This is a genomic window from Cystobacter fuscus, from assembly GCF_044360685.1.
GTDB classification, from domain to species: Bacteria; Myxococcota; Myxococcia; order Myxococcales; family Myxococcaceae; genus Cystobacter; species Cystobacter fuscus_C.
On sequence record NZ_CP043491.1, the window covers coordinates 9,619,334 to 9,633,765 of the forward strand.

Sequence of the window (14,432 nt, forward strand, 5' to 3'; positions counted from 1 at the left end):
GCGGATCTTCACGGTGAGTGGTCGGTTCCCCACCGCCAACGGTCGCTCCGCCGGACCCCACACGCCCGGTTTCTCGGCATCACCCCCGAAGGCGGGTAGGCTGGGCGCTTCTTCCCATGAACGGCGCGGCGGAACTCTTCACCCGGCACGTGTTCCTGGACCTCGAGACCACGGGATTGGATCCCCGCGTCGATGAGGTCATCGAACTCGGAGCCCTCTTCATCGAGAACGGCCGGATCACCGACCGCTACGCCCAGTTCTTCGCCGCCTCGCGTCCCCTGCCCCTCACCATCCGCCGGCTCACCGGCATCGAGGACGCGCAGCTCGCCGGACAACCCCGCCTCGCCCACAAGGCCGCCGAGCTGCGCGAGCGGCTCGCGGGCTGGACGGTGGTCGCCCACAACGCCTCCTTCGAGAAGGGCTTCCTCCCGGACATCCTCGGCCCCCTGCGCGCTCCGGTGCTCGACTCGTGCGAGCTCATGCACTACCTGCACCCGGAGCTGTCCAGCCACTCGCTGGAGTCGCTGCTGCGCTGGGCCGGCAAGGGCCCTCGCGAGCGGCACCGCGCCATGACGGACTGCGAGGCCACCCACGCCGTGCTCATCCATGCCCTGGAGGGCTGCGTGCGCGAGGGGCGCGCCGAGGACCTCGCCGATCTGCTGGAGACGCTCGATCCCCGCGCCGCGCTGCGGCTGGCGCAGATCGAAGCGGGCGAGGCGGGCGACGAGCTGGAAGGCTCGAGCGACGTGGACGCCGCGCCGCTCGTGTCGCTGCTCACCGGACTGTGGACGCTGTGCCGCTCGCGTCCCGCCGCCCTGAAGCTCTCGGGCTCGGGCTTCCTGCCCGGACGGCCCGAGCGTCAGCGCTCCAATGGCACCAAGCCCCCGGACGAGCCCCCCGGCGAGGACACCCCCGTGCAGCCCGTGCGCCCCGAGGAGGTGACGGCCCTGCTCGGCCCCGAGGGCGCCCTGCAACACGCCCAGGAGGGCTTCGCGGTGCGCCCCGCCCAACTGGAGATGGCCCAGGCCGTGGCGCGCACCCTGTCCGAGGGCGGACAGCTCGCGGTGGAGGCCGGCACCGGCACCGGCAAGTCGCTCGCGTACCTCACGCCCGCCGCCCTCTTCACCGTGCGCAACGGCCGCAAGGTGGGCGTGGCCCCGCATACCAAGACGCTCCAGGATCAGCTCATCGAGAAGGACCTGCCCCGGCTGCACCGCGCCACCGGCGGGGCCTTCTCCTACGCGCTGCTCAAGGGCCAGACGAACTACCTCTGCCGCCGCCGCGCGCTCGACATCACCCGCGTGGAGCCCGGCATGGGCCACGCCGCGCGCGCGCCCCGCGCCTACCTGCGCGCCCTGTTGCGCCGCGGCCCCGACGGAGACCTGGACCGGCTCAGCCACTGGTTCCGCGATCGCTTCCCCGTGCTGCTCGCGCTCGCCCCGGCGGTGCGCTCGGAGGCGGCCACCACGCTCGGCGAGCGCTGCCCGCACTACCACCGCTGCTACTACCACTCGGCCGTGGCCCAGGCGCGCGAGGCGGACGTGCTCGTCATCAACCAGTCGCTCGCCTTCGCCTGGCCCGCGCGCTACCCGAAGCTGGATCACCTGGTGCTCGACGAGGCGCACGAGGTGGAGGACGTCGCCACCACCGCGCTCTCCTCGGAGCTGTCGGACATGGCCTTCATCCGGCTCGCCGAGCGGCTGCACGGACGCGACGGGCGGCGCGGTCTGTTCGCCGAGCTGCGGCGGGCCCTCTTCGCCTCCCGGCGCGGAGAGGCCCGCACGCTGATGAGCGAGATCGAAGGCGCCCTGACCGCGGTAGGCACGGCCGTGCGCCGGCTCGGCGAGAGCGTGATGCACCTGTGCGAGCCGGCCGCCGCGAGCGCCTCCGAGGCCGACGACGAGTCCTCCTACGCCCCGGAGCTGCGCATCACCCCCGAGGTCCGCGCGAGCGCCCCCTGGATGCCCGTGCGCGAGGGCCTGCTCGAGGTGCGCGAGTGCCTCCAGGAGCTGCACAAGCGGCTCACAGTGGGCGTGGCGGAGGTGCTACCGGACCTGGGCGTGAAGATGCCGCCGCTGGAGCGAGAGCTGGCGGGGGGCGTGGCGGAGGTGCAGGAGCTGGCCACGCTGACGTCGGAGCTGTCCGACGATCCCGCCGAGGGCCGGTGCTACGCGGCCACGGCGGTGCCCCGCAAGCAGCGCTGGACGCTCATCGCCCAGCCGGTGAACGTGGCGGCCTACGTGTCGCGGGACTTCGCGCAGCACAAGCGGGCGCTCGTGCTCGCCTCGGCCACGCTGAGCACGGGCACCGAGCGCATGCCGTATGTGCTCGGGCGGCTGGGACTGGACGGACGCAACGAGGGCATTCCCGCTCCCCGGATGATGCGTGCGCCCACGCCCTTCGATCTGCGCACGCAGGCGCTGGTGGTGCTGGTGACGGACGCGCCGCGCGCGCACGAGCCGGCCTTCATCGAGTGGGCGGCGATGCGCATGTCCGGCATGGCCAAGGTGATGGGCGGCCGGGTGCTGGGCCTGTTCGCCTCCACGCGGCGCATGGAGCGCGTGGCGGATGAGCTGCGCCTGAAGCTGGAGCCCCAGGGCATCGAGGTGATGCGGCAGTCGCGCGGGCATGGACGCTCGCTCGCGGCCCGGCAGGAGAAGGACACCGGTACGGTGCTGCTCGGGACCAAGAGCTTCTGGCAGGGCGTGGACATCCCCGGCCGGGGCGTGGGCTGCGTCTTCATCGACAAGCTGCCCCTGGAGCCCGCCAGCCGCCCGCTCGTGGCCTCGCGCGAGGAGACGCTCGCCCGGGGACGCAACACGCACCTGGGCTTCCTCTCCTACCGCCTGCCCCGGGCACTGCTGCAACTGCGCCAGGGCGTGGGCCGACTCATCCGCTCGCATGGGGACCGGGGCGTGGTCATCATCGCCGACCCGGGTCACCCCAGCTACCGCCAGGCCCTGCTCGACGCGCTCGCGGGCTATCGCGTGGTGATGCTCCCCTGGAGCGAGGCCCGCGTGCGCCTGTTCTCCGCCATGGACCAGATGGGGCTCATCCGCGGGCCGTGAAGCCCCCCACGCTCACGCCTTGTCCAACACGCCGTTCTGATAGTCCTCGATGGCCTGGCGGATCTCCTCCCGGGTGTTCATGACGAAGGGGCCGTGCTGGACGATGGGCTCGCGCAGGGGCCTGCCCGCGGCGACGAGCACCGCGCTGCGCTGATTCGTCGCGCGCAGTCGCAGCCGCTTGCCCGTCCCCAACAGGGCGAGCTGTCCCGCGCGTACCGTCTTCGGCTTGCCCTCGGGACCCAGGTGCACCTCGCCCTCGTGGACGAACGCGAACGCCGTGTGCTCGGGCGGCAGCTCCACTTCGAACGGTTGATCATCCTCCAGGCGCAGCGTGAAGAGGATGGGTTCGGTCGGACGCTCTCGCACGGGGCCCACCAGCCCACTCACTCCGCCCGCGATGAGCCTCACGTGGCTGCCGGCGGCCGACAGCTTCGCCTCGCTCAGGCGCTCGGGCACCAGGTCCTGGTAGTACGGCGGGCACAGCTTCTCCTTCGCCGGCAGGTTGAGCCACAGCTGGAAGCCGGACATCAGGCCCCGGTCCTGCTCGGGCATCTCCGAGTGGATGATGCCGCGCCCCGCCGTCATCCACTGCGAGCCCGCCCCGAGGATGAGCCCCGAGTTGCCCTGGCTGTCCCGGTGCCGCATGCGGCCCTCGAGCATCACCGTCACCGTCTCGAAGCCCCGGTGCGGATGATCGGGGAAGCCCGCCAGGTACGCCCCCGGCTCGTCCGAGTGGAAGCGGTCCAGCATCAGGAACGGATCGAGGTGGCGCAGCGCGGGCTGGCCGATGACACGGGTCAACCGCACGCCCGCGCCGTCACTCGTGGGCATGCCCTCCAGCGTCTGGAGCACGCTCCGGTCCGACGTGGAGATGAACGCGGGAGCGCGCGACTCACTTCCAGGACGGCATCCCGCCGCCACGGCCACCGTGGCCAGCATCGAGTCGACGAGGAACCGTCGGCGCGTCATCGTCATGCAACGTCTCTCCTCACGTGTCCCATTCGAACGTGTCCGCGGCTTCCTCGATAATGCGGGGGGCCAGCACCTTCAACAGATCCTCCGGCTTCGCCCCGCCGCCCGCATGGAGTTCCACGTCTCCGAGCAGCGTCTGATCCGGATAGCTGATGCACGCCATCGTCACCTGAAGGCCCCCACTCTCGGTGTCGTGGATCTCCGCCTGCAACCGGAAGCCGCGCACGCCGTACTTGCGCAGCACGCCCTGCGCCGCCGCCTTGTTCTCCCTCACGGGGGCGACCATCGCGCCCATCTGCGAGAGCTTGCGCCGCATCCGCGCTTCGGTGAAGCGCAGCACTTCCGGCGACAACTGGCCCGTCCTGTCCTTCACGTCGACCAGTTGCACGTAGAACCGGGGCGCCTGCTCCTTCAACGCCTGCAGCGTCTTGAGCGACGCCAGGATGGCCGCCCGTGCCGCCGAGTCCGGCTCGCCCTTGCGCGCCTTGAGGCACTCCACTCCCGCCACTTCCTTCAGCACTCCCAACGCCTGAGCCGCCGCCGCGCGCACCTGCTCGCTCGTGTCCTTCAAGCCCTCGCACAGGGGCCCGAGCGCCTCGGGATCATCCGACGCTCCCAGCCCCGACGCGGCCCGAGATCGCGCTCCCGGTTCCATCCCCTGCCCGAGCTGCCGGCTCAGCGAGGCCGTCCGGGAATCCACCTGGGCCAGGGCCGTGGACGCGGCCCCCCAGGACAACAGCGCGATCAAAGACAGTGCACACCGCTTGACGGAATGACGCATTCGAGCCCTCCGTGCCCCGCGTGGTGCGGGGCCCCCCGGCTCGTCCAGTCTACTTCCATTTATACGCGGTGGCGGAATCGGCGATCGCCTGCGGAACCAGCGCCGCGAGGAGTTCCCCGGGCTCGCCCTCCGAGCCCTGGACCTCCACGCTCCCCAGCAATTGCTTGCCTGGATAACGCAGGCACAGCACCACCAGCTTCAGCCCTCCCGAGGGCCCCGGACGCACCTCCGGTACGAGCCGGTAGCCGGACAGTTTGCGTTTGCGCAGCACGTCACGCGCCTGCGCCTCGGTCTCCTTCTCCGGCGCCAGCGCCGCTCCCCTCTGGAACAAGGCGCGCCGCAGCCGGGCCTCGGTCAGCTTCACCAGCTCCGGCGACAGGGTGCCCGTCGTGTCCTTGAGCGGCGCCAGCATCACGTACAGCCGGGCGGGTCGTGCCTGGAGCGCTCGCAGCGCCTTCAGGGCGGACGTCAGGGCGGCCTGGACCTGGGGGTCCGTCTCCTCCTTGCGCGCCTCCAGACACACCACCGCGCCAGGCTCCGCCAGCTTCTCCAGGGCCGAGGCCGCCGCCGCCCGCACCTCGGGGCTCTCGTCCGCGAGCCCCGCGCACAGGGGAGGCATCGCCTCGGGGTCATCCGACTCGCCCAATAGCCGCGCCGCCTGGAGCCGGTGCGCCACCACCGGACCCTGCTTCAGCGTCTTCGCCAGCGAGGCGGTCTGGGCATCCGCCTGCGCCAGCACGGAGGGGGGGAAGGCGAGCAGGAGGAAGGCGACAAGGTGGGAGGAGAAGCGCATGGTGGGAAACCGAGCGTATCGCGGCCCGCAAGAAACACAGCGGCCCCGCCACTTGTGGCATATACCCTCACCATGTCCTCTGCCCTGTCCGCCTCCCAGATCCGCGAGGCGTTCCTCCAATTCTTCGAAGGGCGCGGTCATCGCCGCGTCGCGTCGTCGTCCCTCGTCCCCCAGAACGACCCCACCCTGCTGTTCACCAACGCGGGCATGGTGCAGTTCAAGGACGTGTTCACCGGCCGCGAGAAGCGCGACTACTCCCGCGCCACCACCTCGCAGAAGTGCGTGCGAGCAGGCGGCAAGCACAACGACCTCGACAACGTGGGCTACACGGCGCGCCACCACACGTTCTTCGAGATGCTCGGCAACTTCTCCTTCGGCGACTACTTCAAGGCCGACGCCATCGCGTACGGCTGGGAGTTCGTGACGAAGACGCTGGGGCTGGACACCAACCGGCTCGCCGTCACCGTGTTCAACGGCGAGGGTGGCATCCCCTGGGACGAGGAGGCGTTCGAGCTGTGGGCGAAGCAGGGCGTGCCCCGCGAGCGCATCTACAAGCTCGGGCTCAAGGACAACTTCTGGGCCATGGGCGACACGGGCCCGTGCGGTCCCTGCTCGGAGATCCACTTCCACCAGGGCGATGACATCCCCTGTGCCGAGGTGGCAGCGGGCCGCGCGTGTCAGGGCGTGGCGTGTGACTGCGACCGGTGGCTGGAGATCTGGAACCTCGTGTTCATGCAGTTCGAGCGCAAGGAGAAGGACGCGCCGCTCATCCCCCTGCCCAAGCCGTCCATCGATACGGGCGCGGGTCTGGAGCGCATCGCCTCGGTGGTGCAGGGCAAGCGCTCCAACTACGACACGGATCTCTTCCAGAGCATCATCTCGCGCGTGAGCGAGCTGGTGGGCAAGCGCTACACCCAGGAGGACGGTGCCTCCATGCGCGTCGTGGCGGACCACGCCCGCGCGGCCGCCTTCCTCATCGCCGATGGCGTGCAGCCCTCCAACGAGGGCCGCGGCTACGTCCTGCGCCGCATCATGCGCCGCGCCATCCGCCACGGCTCCATCCTCGGACTCAACGAGCTGTTCTTCTTCAAGGTCGTCGATCGCGTCATCGAGCTGATGGGGGACGCCTACCCCGAGCTGCGCGACAGCCGCACCTTCCTCCTCGAGGTGTCACGGCACGAGGAGGAGAGCTTCCGGCGCACGCTCGATCGCGGCATGAAGATGATCGACGAGAGCGTGGCGAAGCTGAAGCAGGCCGGCGAGAAGAAGCTGTCGGGCGCGGACATCTACTACCTGCACGGCACCTATGGCTTCCCGTGGGACCTCACGGAGATCATCCTGCGCGAGCGCGGCTTCGAGGCCGACGTCGAGGGCTTCTGGAAGGAGATCGAGAAGGAGGCCCAGAAGAACAAGTTCGCGGGCTCCGGCGACAAGGCGGTGGGCGCCGTCTACCAGCAGGTGCTCGAGCGCGTGGGCCAGAGCGAGTTCCTCGGCTACGAGGGCGTGGGCCACGAGGGCGAGGGCTCGGTGCGAGCCATCCTCAAGGGCGGCGCCGAGGTGCCCGAGGCCCACGCGGGTGACGAGGTGGAGCTGGTGCTCGACCGCACGCCCTTCTACGGCGAGTCCGGCGGCCAGATGGGCGACACCGGCCGCATCGTGGCCCACGGGGGCAAGACGGTGGCCCAGGTGTCCGACGCGCAGCGTCCGGTGCCCGGCCTCGTCGTCCACAAGGCGAAGGTGACCGAGGGCACGCTCAAGACGGGCGACATGGTGCAGGCGAGCGTGGACGGCGAGCGCCGCTCGTCCATCCGCGCCAACCACTCGGCCACGCACCTGCTGCACCGCGCGCTCAAGCTGGTGCTCGGCGAGCACGTGAAGCAGGCCGGCTCCGTGGTGGCGCCGGACTACCTGCGCTTCGACTTCTCGCACTTCTCGCCCATGACGCCCGAGCAGCAGGATCAGGTGGAAGACCTGGTCAACGGCTGGGTGCGCGAGAACACCGAGTCCCAGACGCGCATCATGAGCCTGGAGGAGGCGAAGAAGTCGGGCGCCGTCGCCATGTTCGGCGAGAAGTACGGCGAGACGGTGCGCGTCGTCACCGTGCACCCGCAGACCACCGAGCTGTGCGGTGGCACCCACGTGCGGCGCAGCGGGGACATCGGCCTGTTCAAGCTCGTGAGCGAGAGCGGCGTGGCCTCGGGCGTGCGGCGCATCACCGCCGTCACCGGCCTGGGCGCCCTCCAGTACGTGCGCGAGACCGAGCGCGAGCTGAAGAAGGTCGCCGAGATGCTCAAGACCTCGCCCAAGGATCTGGTCAAGCGCGTGGAGGCCACGCAGAAGCGCGTGAAGGATCTGGAGCGCAAGGTCGAGGAGGTGTCCGTGAAGGCCCAGACGGGCTCCAGCAAGGACCTGCTCGAGCAGGCGCGCGACATCCACGGCATCAAGGTGCTCGCCACGCGCGTGGACCAGGCGGACGCGAACGTCATCCGCGGCATGGCCGACCAGTTGCGCGACCGCATCAAGTCCGGCGTGGTGCTCATCGGCGGTGAGAAGGACGGCAAGGTCGTCCTGCTCGTGGCGGCCACCAAGGACGTGGTGGCCCGGGGCATCCACGCGGGCAACCTGCTCAAGGAGCTCGCCAAGGAGGTCAACGGCCGCGGCGGAGGCAAGCCCGACCTGGCCCAGGGCGGTGGCGAGGATCCCTCGCGCATCCCCGCCGCCTTCGACAAGCTCTACGAGCTGGTCCAGGGAACCACCCTCGCATGAGAGTCCCCACCCAGGCGCTCCTCCTGCTGCTCTGCGCGGCCGCTCCGTTGGGCGGCTGCAAGGAGAAACCCGTGGACGGTCCCTCCGAGGACCGCACCCTGGAGAAGTTGCGCCTGGAAGTGGACCGCGTGAACCAGGGCGGCGCTCCCTCGGCCCCGCCCGGCGCACCCACTGATCCCCACGCGCAGCTCGCCGACCTCGCCGCCGCGCAGGACTCGGACGCGGTGAAGCCGCTCGTGCTGGCCTCGCGCGAGCCCGTGCGCGTGGACACGCTCGAGCTCCAGCCCACGGGCCTGGAGTCGATGCACTCGCTGCGCGGCGCGGGCAAGGTGGCCCTCACCACCTCGGATCTCTTCGTGCGCGTGAAGCTCGAGGCACGCAACACCGGCGCGAAGGCCGTGGACGTGCCGCTCTCGGCGGCGAAGCTCGTGGACGCCGAGGGCCAGGAGTACCCCATCCCCCGCGATGCACAGGCCGTGGGCGGCACCCGGAAGCTGGACCACACCTGGGAACCGGGGCAGAGCGAATCGCTCGACCTCGTCTTCGAGGTGCCCCTGGCCGCCGTCACTCCCGGTCTGGTGCTCGTGTTTCCATCCCGCGGCGGCAAGGACACCCGCCTTCCGCTGCAATGAAGCCCTCCGGGAGACGGTGACGCACGGTGACGGTCGAGCCCAAGCTGCTCCCGCTGCGCATCCGACTTCCGTACGCCACGGAGGAGGAGTTCATCGTCCGCTACGGCGCCTATGTCGCCCGTGGCGGCCTCTTCCTCGCCACGCGCACGCCCAAGCCCGAGGGAACCAAGCTCCTGTTCGAGCTGGTGCTGGCCGATGGCGGACGCCTCCTGCGGGGCGAGGGCGTGGTGGTGAAGTCCCAGGCCGATGGCCCTCGCGCGGGAATGACGGTGCGCTTCGTTCGCCTGGACGTGAACAGCAAGGCGCTCATCGACCGCGTCATGGACCGCAAGGGCCAGGGTCCGGCGACGGCGAAGCCTCCCTTCTCGCCGGACTTCCCCACGCCGGAAGAGGCTCCCGCCGTACCGGCCGCGCCAGCCCCACCGCCCGCCGAGACGACTCGCAAGGGACGCCCCGTCATCTCCGCGGAAGCCTTGCGTCGGCAGGCCGAGCGCATGCCCATCCCGGGCTCGTCCAGGACACCGTCCCGCGAGGGGATTCCCATCGCGGCTCCGGTCAGCGCGGAGCCACTCCCCGCCCCCGAGCCTCCTGTTTCCTTCGCGCCCGAGCCTCCCGCGCTCGTGACTCCCGAGCCGCCCGTACCCCTCGCGCCCGAGCCGCCCGTGCTCGTGACTCCCGAACCGCCCGTGCCCGAGTTCAAGGGCCGGCGGCGCGCCATCCTCGACGTGGTCCCCGTGGCCCCCGTCACGGCCGCGCCTCGCGACGTCGTGCTCGGCATCGATCTGGGCACCACGTGGGCACGCGCCGCCGTTCACCACCAGGGCACGCTCCAGCTCATCCCCGTCGGTGGGGCCCAGGCCCTCCCCTCGCTCCTCGCCGTGAACGAGTCGGGCCAGCTCCTCGTGGGTGAGGCGGCCCGGGCCGAAGCCGAGCGCTCACCGGGCCACGCCCTCCCCGGTCTGCGCCGCCTCCTCGGAGTGCGTGCCCGCTCGCCCCTGATGCGCGCGCTGAGCGGCCCCCTGCCCTTCGCCCTGAGCACCAGCCCCCAGGGCGACGCGAGCATCGACATCCGTGGCCGCCAGTTCCTCCTGCCCGAGCTCGCCGCCCAGCTCCTGCGCGAGCTCAAGTCCGCCGCCTCCTCCTTCCTCGGCCACGACGCCGCGCGCACCGTGCTGTGCGTTCCCGCCCACTTCGACGACCGGCAGCGCGCCGCCATGCGCGAGGCGGCCACGCTCGCCGGACTCGAAGTGCTGCGCATCCTCAACGCGCCCTCGGCCGCGGCGCTCGCCTTCGGGCATGGGCGGGGACTGGCACGCAAGCGGCTGCTGGTGGTGGAGCTCGGCGGAGGCGGACTCGATGTGTCCGTCGTGCAGCTCACCGGCGACGACCTCGAGGTCATCACCACCGGAGGAGACCCCACCCTCGGCGGCATGGACTTCGACGCGCGCATCGCCGAGGCGCTCGCCACGGCTCGCCAGGCCCAGGGGCTTCCCCGTCCCGAGCACCCCTCCGACTGGGCCGAGCTGTTGCTCGCCGCCGAGAGCGCCAAGGTGGCCCTGAGCGAGCGGGAGGAGGTGTCCCTGCCCATGCCCGGCGACGCCCCGCCCTTCGTGCTCACCCGCCAGCGCCTGGACACCCTCACCGAGGATCTCGTGCAGCGCCTCACGCTCGTCGTGCGGCAGGTGCTCGAGTCCAGCGCGCTTACACCCCAGGGGCTCGACGAGGTGCTGCTGCTGGGAAGCCAGGGCCGCGCGCCCCTGGTGCGTCGCGGGCTGGAGGAGGCCCTGGGCGTGCCCGTGCGCACGGACGTGGGGGCCGAGCACCCGGCGGCGCTCGGCGCGGCGCTGCTGGGCCAGGGGCTGCTCGACGCAGAGAAGGGCAAGCCGGGCGCCACTGTCTCCGAGGTGCTCTCCGTTCCCGTGGGCGTCGCCGAGCGCGGAGGCGGGCTGCGGCGCGTCCTCGAGCGCGACACGCGCCTGCCCGCGGAGAAGACGCTGGTGATTCCCGTCACCGCCGGCCCCCTCGCGCTCGCGCTCTTCCAGGGGCCCTCGCTCGTGGCGGTGGAGAACGAGTTCCTCGGCACGCTCTCCCTCACCCCCGAGCGTCCGGGCGAGGCCGAGGTGCACTTCAGCCTGTCGCAGGACGGGCTCCTGTCGCTGGCGGTCACCCTGCCCGGCGTCAAGCGCCAGCCGGTCCCCCTCGCCGCGCAGCCGCCCGAGGACGCGGAGTGGGAGGCCCTGCTGTCGCGCTCCCCCTTCGAGGGCGAGCCCGGGACGCGTCCGGGCGGGCTCCTGTCGGGTCTGCGCAAGCTCTTCGGCCGCCGTTGACGGCGCGTGGGGGGAGGCAACCGAGCGGGGGCTCCGTGTCTGCCCCAGAGTGGGTACAGCCATGAGGCCGAGTGTGTCGGGTCATCCTTCCCGCCCCTGGCGCGTGTGCAGATTTCACCGGGAAACAGAAGTCGGCCTCGGTCGCCGACGTGACGGGGAGGAAGACGTGAAAGCTCGTTCCTGGATGGGTGGTGTCGCGCTGGTGTCCCTCTGCATGTCGGGTGTGGCGCTCGCGGCACCCAGCGCGGAGCGCGTCGCCGAGGAGCTCAAGTTCAACGAGGAGACGACTCCGGTGGGCCTGGACGTCCGGCTGGGCGCGGGTGGTCTGGCGGGCAGCGGCGGAGATGTCACCAAGGTGGGTCCGATGGTGGGCATCGCGGCGGGTGCGCAGCCCTGGCGCTTCATCGGCGTCGAGGCGGGGGTCGAGGGCCAGCGTCTGCCCATCGACGACCCGCGCATCGGGGACGGCGAGGCCATGTACCGCTACAACGTCGGTCTGCTCGCCAAGGCGGGCCCCGTGCTCGCCCAGGAGAAGCTGCGGCCCTACGTGGGCGTGGGCGCGGGCGTGAGCTATCTCAACGCCACGAACGGCGCGGAGAACCTCTACCGCAACGACTTCATCACCGAGGTGCCGCTCGCGGCCGGTGTGGACTACCGCTTCGGCAACGGCATCTTCGCGGGCGCGCGGGCCTCCTACCGGGTCCTCTTCGGCGAGGAGTTCGCGGACGCGGCCACCCTCGACGGCGACTCGGGCGGCAACCTGCTCAACATCGCCGCCACCGTGGGTGGGCGCTTCTAGCTGCCCCCCCCGGACTCCACCCCTCACAGGGTGAAGCGCGACAGCAGGGCCTCGGGAGACGGGTTCTTCTCCCAGGCCTCCAGCACCGCCTGCGCGGGGGAACGTCCGGAGGCGGCCACCTCGGCGAGGGGCTCGAGCAGGGGCGCGTCCTGGGGGTCCAGGCGCTCCAGTCCCCGGCGGGCGATGGCGACCATCTCCCCGGCCAGGCGATGCAACTCCTGTCCGTTCCACCGCCCGGCCAGTCCCTCGCGGCGCGCGGTGTCGTGGAAGGCGCGCTGCTGCTCGTAGGTGAGCGGCGGCAGCAGACGCGAGGCCTCGTCCAGCGCCGTGCGGTCATACAGCAGCCCGCGCCACAGCGCCCCGAGCGCGCCCGTCATGGCCGCCGAGCAACAGTCCGCGCCGCGCACCTCGACGACCTTCTTCAGCCGCGCCTCGGGAAAGAGCGTGGAGAGGTGGTCCGTCCAGTCCGACAGGTCGGCCGGAATGCCCTCGAAACCGTCGCGCATGAACTGCCGGAAGGTCATCTTCGGCCGGAGGTACTCCCCGCGCCGGCGCAGGAACAGGATGGGGGCATCCAGCGCCCACTCCGCGTAGGCCCGGTAGGAGAAGGAGCCGTCGAAGAAGGAGGGCAGGTAGCCACAGCGCGTGGGATCCACCTCGTCCCAGACCCGGCTGCGGAAGGACATGTAGCCGGAGTGCTTGCCGTCGCGCAGCGGGCTGTTGGCGTAGAGCGCCACCAGCAGCGGGGTCAGCCGCGCGATGAGCACCGTCTTGCGCACACAGTCGGCCTCGTCCTCCCAGTCGAGAGACACCTGACCGGTGGAGGTCATCAACATCATGTGGTGCGCGAGAGCACCGCGCTCGGGCAGCACCTGGCGCATGGCCACGTAGCGCGACTTGGGCATCCACGACACGTCCTCGGTCGTCCCGAAGGGCCGGTAGCCCAGGGCCACCAACTGCAGGTCCAGGGAGGCCGCGGCGGCCTTCACCTCGGAGAGGTGGGCGAGGTTCTCGGCATGGGCCTCGCGCGCGGTGGTGAAGGGCGAGCCGGACAGCTCGAACTGTCCACCGGGCTCCAGGGAAATGGTGAGCATTCCCTTCTGCAGCGCGATGGCGGGGGAGGACGGGGTCTCCCGGAAGGGCTCATAGCCGCCCGGAGCCAGCTTCCCGAGCAGCGCGCCAATCCCCGAGGGCCCCTCGTAGGGCACGCTCCTCGCGGAGCGCAGCGGGTAGATGAACTTCTCGTGCTCGAGCCCCAGCCGATGTTGAGCGCGCGGCTTCTCGGCGGATCTGAAGCCGGCCAGGAGCATGTCGACGGAGGTAATGGGCTCGGAGGCAGTTCGCTGGAGGTCGAGGGACATGGCGGCCGTATATAACGGTCGTTGACCGTGCCGCTGCCATTTGCGCATGGTCTACCCCCCATGAGCGCTTCTTCGCCGGTGCCCTCCTTCTCCGCCCGGTCCAACCCGGCGGATTTCCTCCAGGGCCTCGCCCTGATTGGCCGGGCCACGAGGCTCATCTTCCGGACCCCCCGCCTCCTGGGCCTGTCCCTCCTCTGTGGGCTCGTCACCCTGGTGGCGCTCGTCGGCCTCATCACCCTGCTGTGGGTGTATGCGCCCGATCTCCTGGGTATGGTGTGGACGAGGCCCGAGCCCTGGTGGGGCCGTGTGCTCTGGGGGCTCGTCTTCGTGCTCCTGTTCCTCGTGCTGTTCGTCGTGGGGGCCAGCGTGGTCGTCCCCCTCGTGCTCGCGCCCCTGCAGGATCCGCTCTCCGAGCTCACCGAGGAGCGCTGCGGCAACTACAGCTCGCCACCCTTCCGGCTGGGCACCTTCTTCCGGGGCCTGGTGCTTGGCGTGTCCCACACCCTGGCGCGCATCTTCTTCCTCCTGCTGGGCCTGGGGGTGCTCCTGCCGCTGCACCTGGTGCCGGGGGTGGGCAGCATCGCCTGGGCCGTGCTGGGCACGCTCTGGACGATGCTCTGGCTGGCGGGCGAGCACCTCGCCGCCCCCATGACCCGGCACCAGTACCCCTTTGGCGAGGTGCGCCGGGTGCTGCGCCAGCGCTGGCCGCTCTGCCTGGGCTTCGGCGCCGGGGTCTACGTCCTGCTCTGGGTGCCGCTGCTCAACAACTTCTTCCTCCCCGTGGCGGTGGTTGGTGGCACGCTGCTCTACCGAGGACTGCTCGCCGCGGGCAATGTCCCCCCTCCCCCCGACGGGAAATAATCCTCCCGGCCGGTTGTCACGGTCCCAAGCCCCGGCGCGGGAAGGAGTTCCCGCTAGGTGGCGTTCTCCAAC

General features: G+C 71.1%; 10 protein-coding genes. 6 read left to right on the top strand and 4 right to left on the bottom strand.

Annotated features, from left to right (window positions below):
• The first annotated feature begins 116 nt into the window (after nt 1–116).
• Entirely contained in the window at nt 117–3,068 is a 2,952-nt protein-coding gene (locus F0U63_RS39450; RefSeq protein ID WP_395838491.1) for a helicase C-terminal domain-containing protein, read from the top strand.
• 12 nt (nt 3,069–3,080) lie between these two features.
• On the opposite strand, the gene F0U63_RS39455 is transcribed toward F0U63_RS39450, so the two are convergent.
• Genes F0U63_RS39455 through F0U63_RS39465 form a run of 3 tightly spaced genes read right to left on the bottom strand, consistent with a single transcriptional unit; the run spans nt 3,081 to nt 5,614 of the window.
• The gene (locus F0U63_RS39455; protein ID WP_395838493.1) at nt 3,081–4,043 is read right to left on the bottom strand and encodes a pirin family protein; all 963 of its coding nucleotides are present in this window, start codon (nt 4,041–4,043) and stop codon (nt 3,081–3,083) included.
• Between the two features lie 13 nt (nt 4,044–4,056).
• Entirely contained in the window at nt 4,057–4,821 is a 765-nt protein-coding gene (locus F0U63_RS39460; RefSeq protein WP_395838495.1) for a HEAT repeat domain-containing protein, read from the bottom strand.
• Nucleotides 4,822–4,870: 49 nt separating this feature from the next.
• Nucleotides 4,871–5,614: a HEAT repeat domain-containing protein gene (locus F0U63_RS39465; protein WP_395838497.1), complete on the bottom strand. Its 744-nt coding sequence runs from the start codon at nt 5,612–5,614 to the stop codon at nt 4,871–4,873.
• Between the two features lie 72 nt (nt 5,615–5,686).
• Here F0U63_RS39465 and alaS point away from each other — a divergent pair, with 72 nt between their 5' ends.
• The 4 genes from alaS (at nt 5,687) to F0U63_RS39485 (ending at nt 12,138) form a co-directional block, all read left to right on the top strand.
• Nucleotides 5,687–8,380, top strand: a complete 2,694-nt coding sequence (alaS, locus tag F0U63_RS39470) for an alanine--tRNA ligase (protein WP_395838499.1) — start codon at nt 5,687–5,689, stop codon at nt 8,378–8,380.
• Nucleotides 8,377–9,012 carry a DUF4352 domain-containing protein gene (locus tag F0U63_RS39475; RefSeq protein ID WP_395838501.1) on the top strand — a complete coding sequence of 212 codons (636 nt, stop codon included), beginning with the start codon at nt 8,377–8,379 and terminating at the stop codon, nt 9,010–9,012. The genes alaS and F0U63_RS39475 overlap by 4 nt, the downstream gene beginning before the upstream one ends.
• Before the next feature lie 26 nt (nt 9,013–9,038).
• Nucleotides 9,039–11,339 (top strand): TIGR02266 family protein, encoded by a 2,301-nt coding sequence (locus F0U63_RS39480; protein WP_395838503.1) that lies wholly within the window; start codon nt 9,039–9,041, stop codon nt 11,337–11,339.
• 166 nt (nt 11,340–11,505) lie between these two features.
• On the top strand, nt 11,506–12,138 hold the full coding sequence (locus F0U63_RS39485) for an outer membrane beta-barrel protein (protein WP_395838506.1): 633 nt from the start codon (nt 11,506–11,508) through the stop codon (nt 12,136–12,138).
• Between the two features lie 23 nt (nt 12,139–12,161).
• On the opposite strand, the gene F0U63_RS39490 is transcribed toward F0U63_RS39485, so the two are convergent.
• Nucleotides 12,162–13,499 carry a glutamate--cysteine ligase gene (locus tag F0U63_RS39490; protein ID WP_395838508.1) on the bottom strand — a complete coding sequence of 446 codons (1,338 nt, stop codon included), beginning with the start codon at nt 13,497–13,499 and terminating at the stop codon, nt 12,162–12,164.
• Between the two features lie 60 nt (nt 13,500–13,559).
• Between F0U63_RS39490 and F0U63_RS39495 the strand changes: the two genes are divergently transcribed.
• Entirely contained in the window at nt 13,560–14,360 is an 801-nt protein-coding gene (locus F0U63_RS39495) for an EI24 domain-containing protein (RefSeq protein WP_395838510.1), read from the top strand.
• Nucleotides 14,361–14,432: the final 72 nt, after the last annotated feature.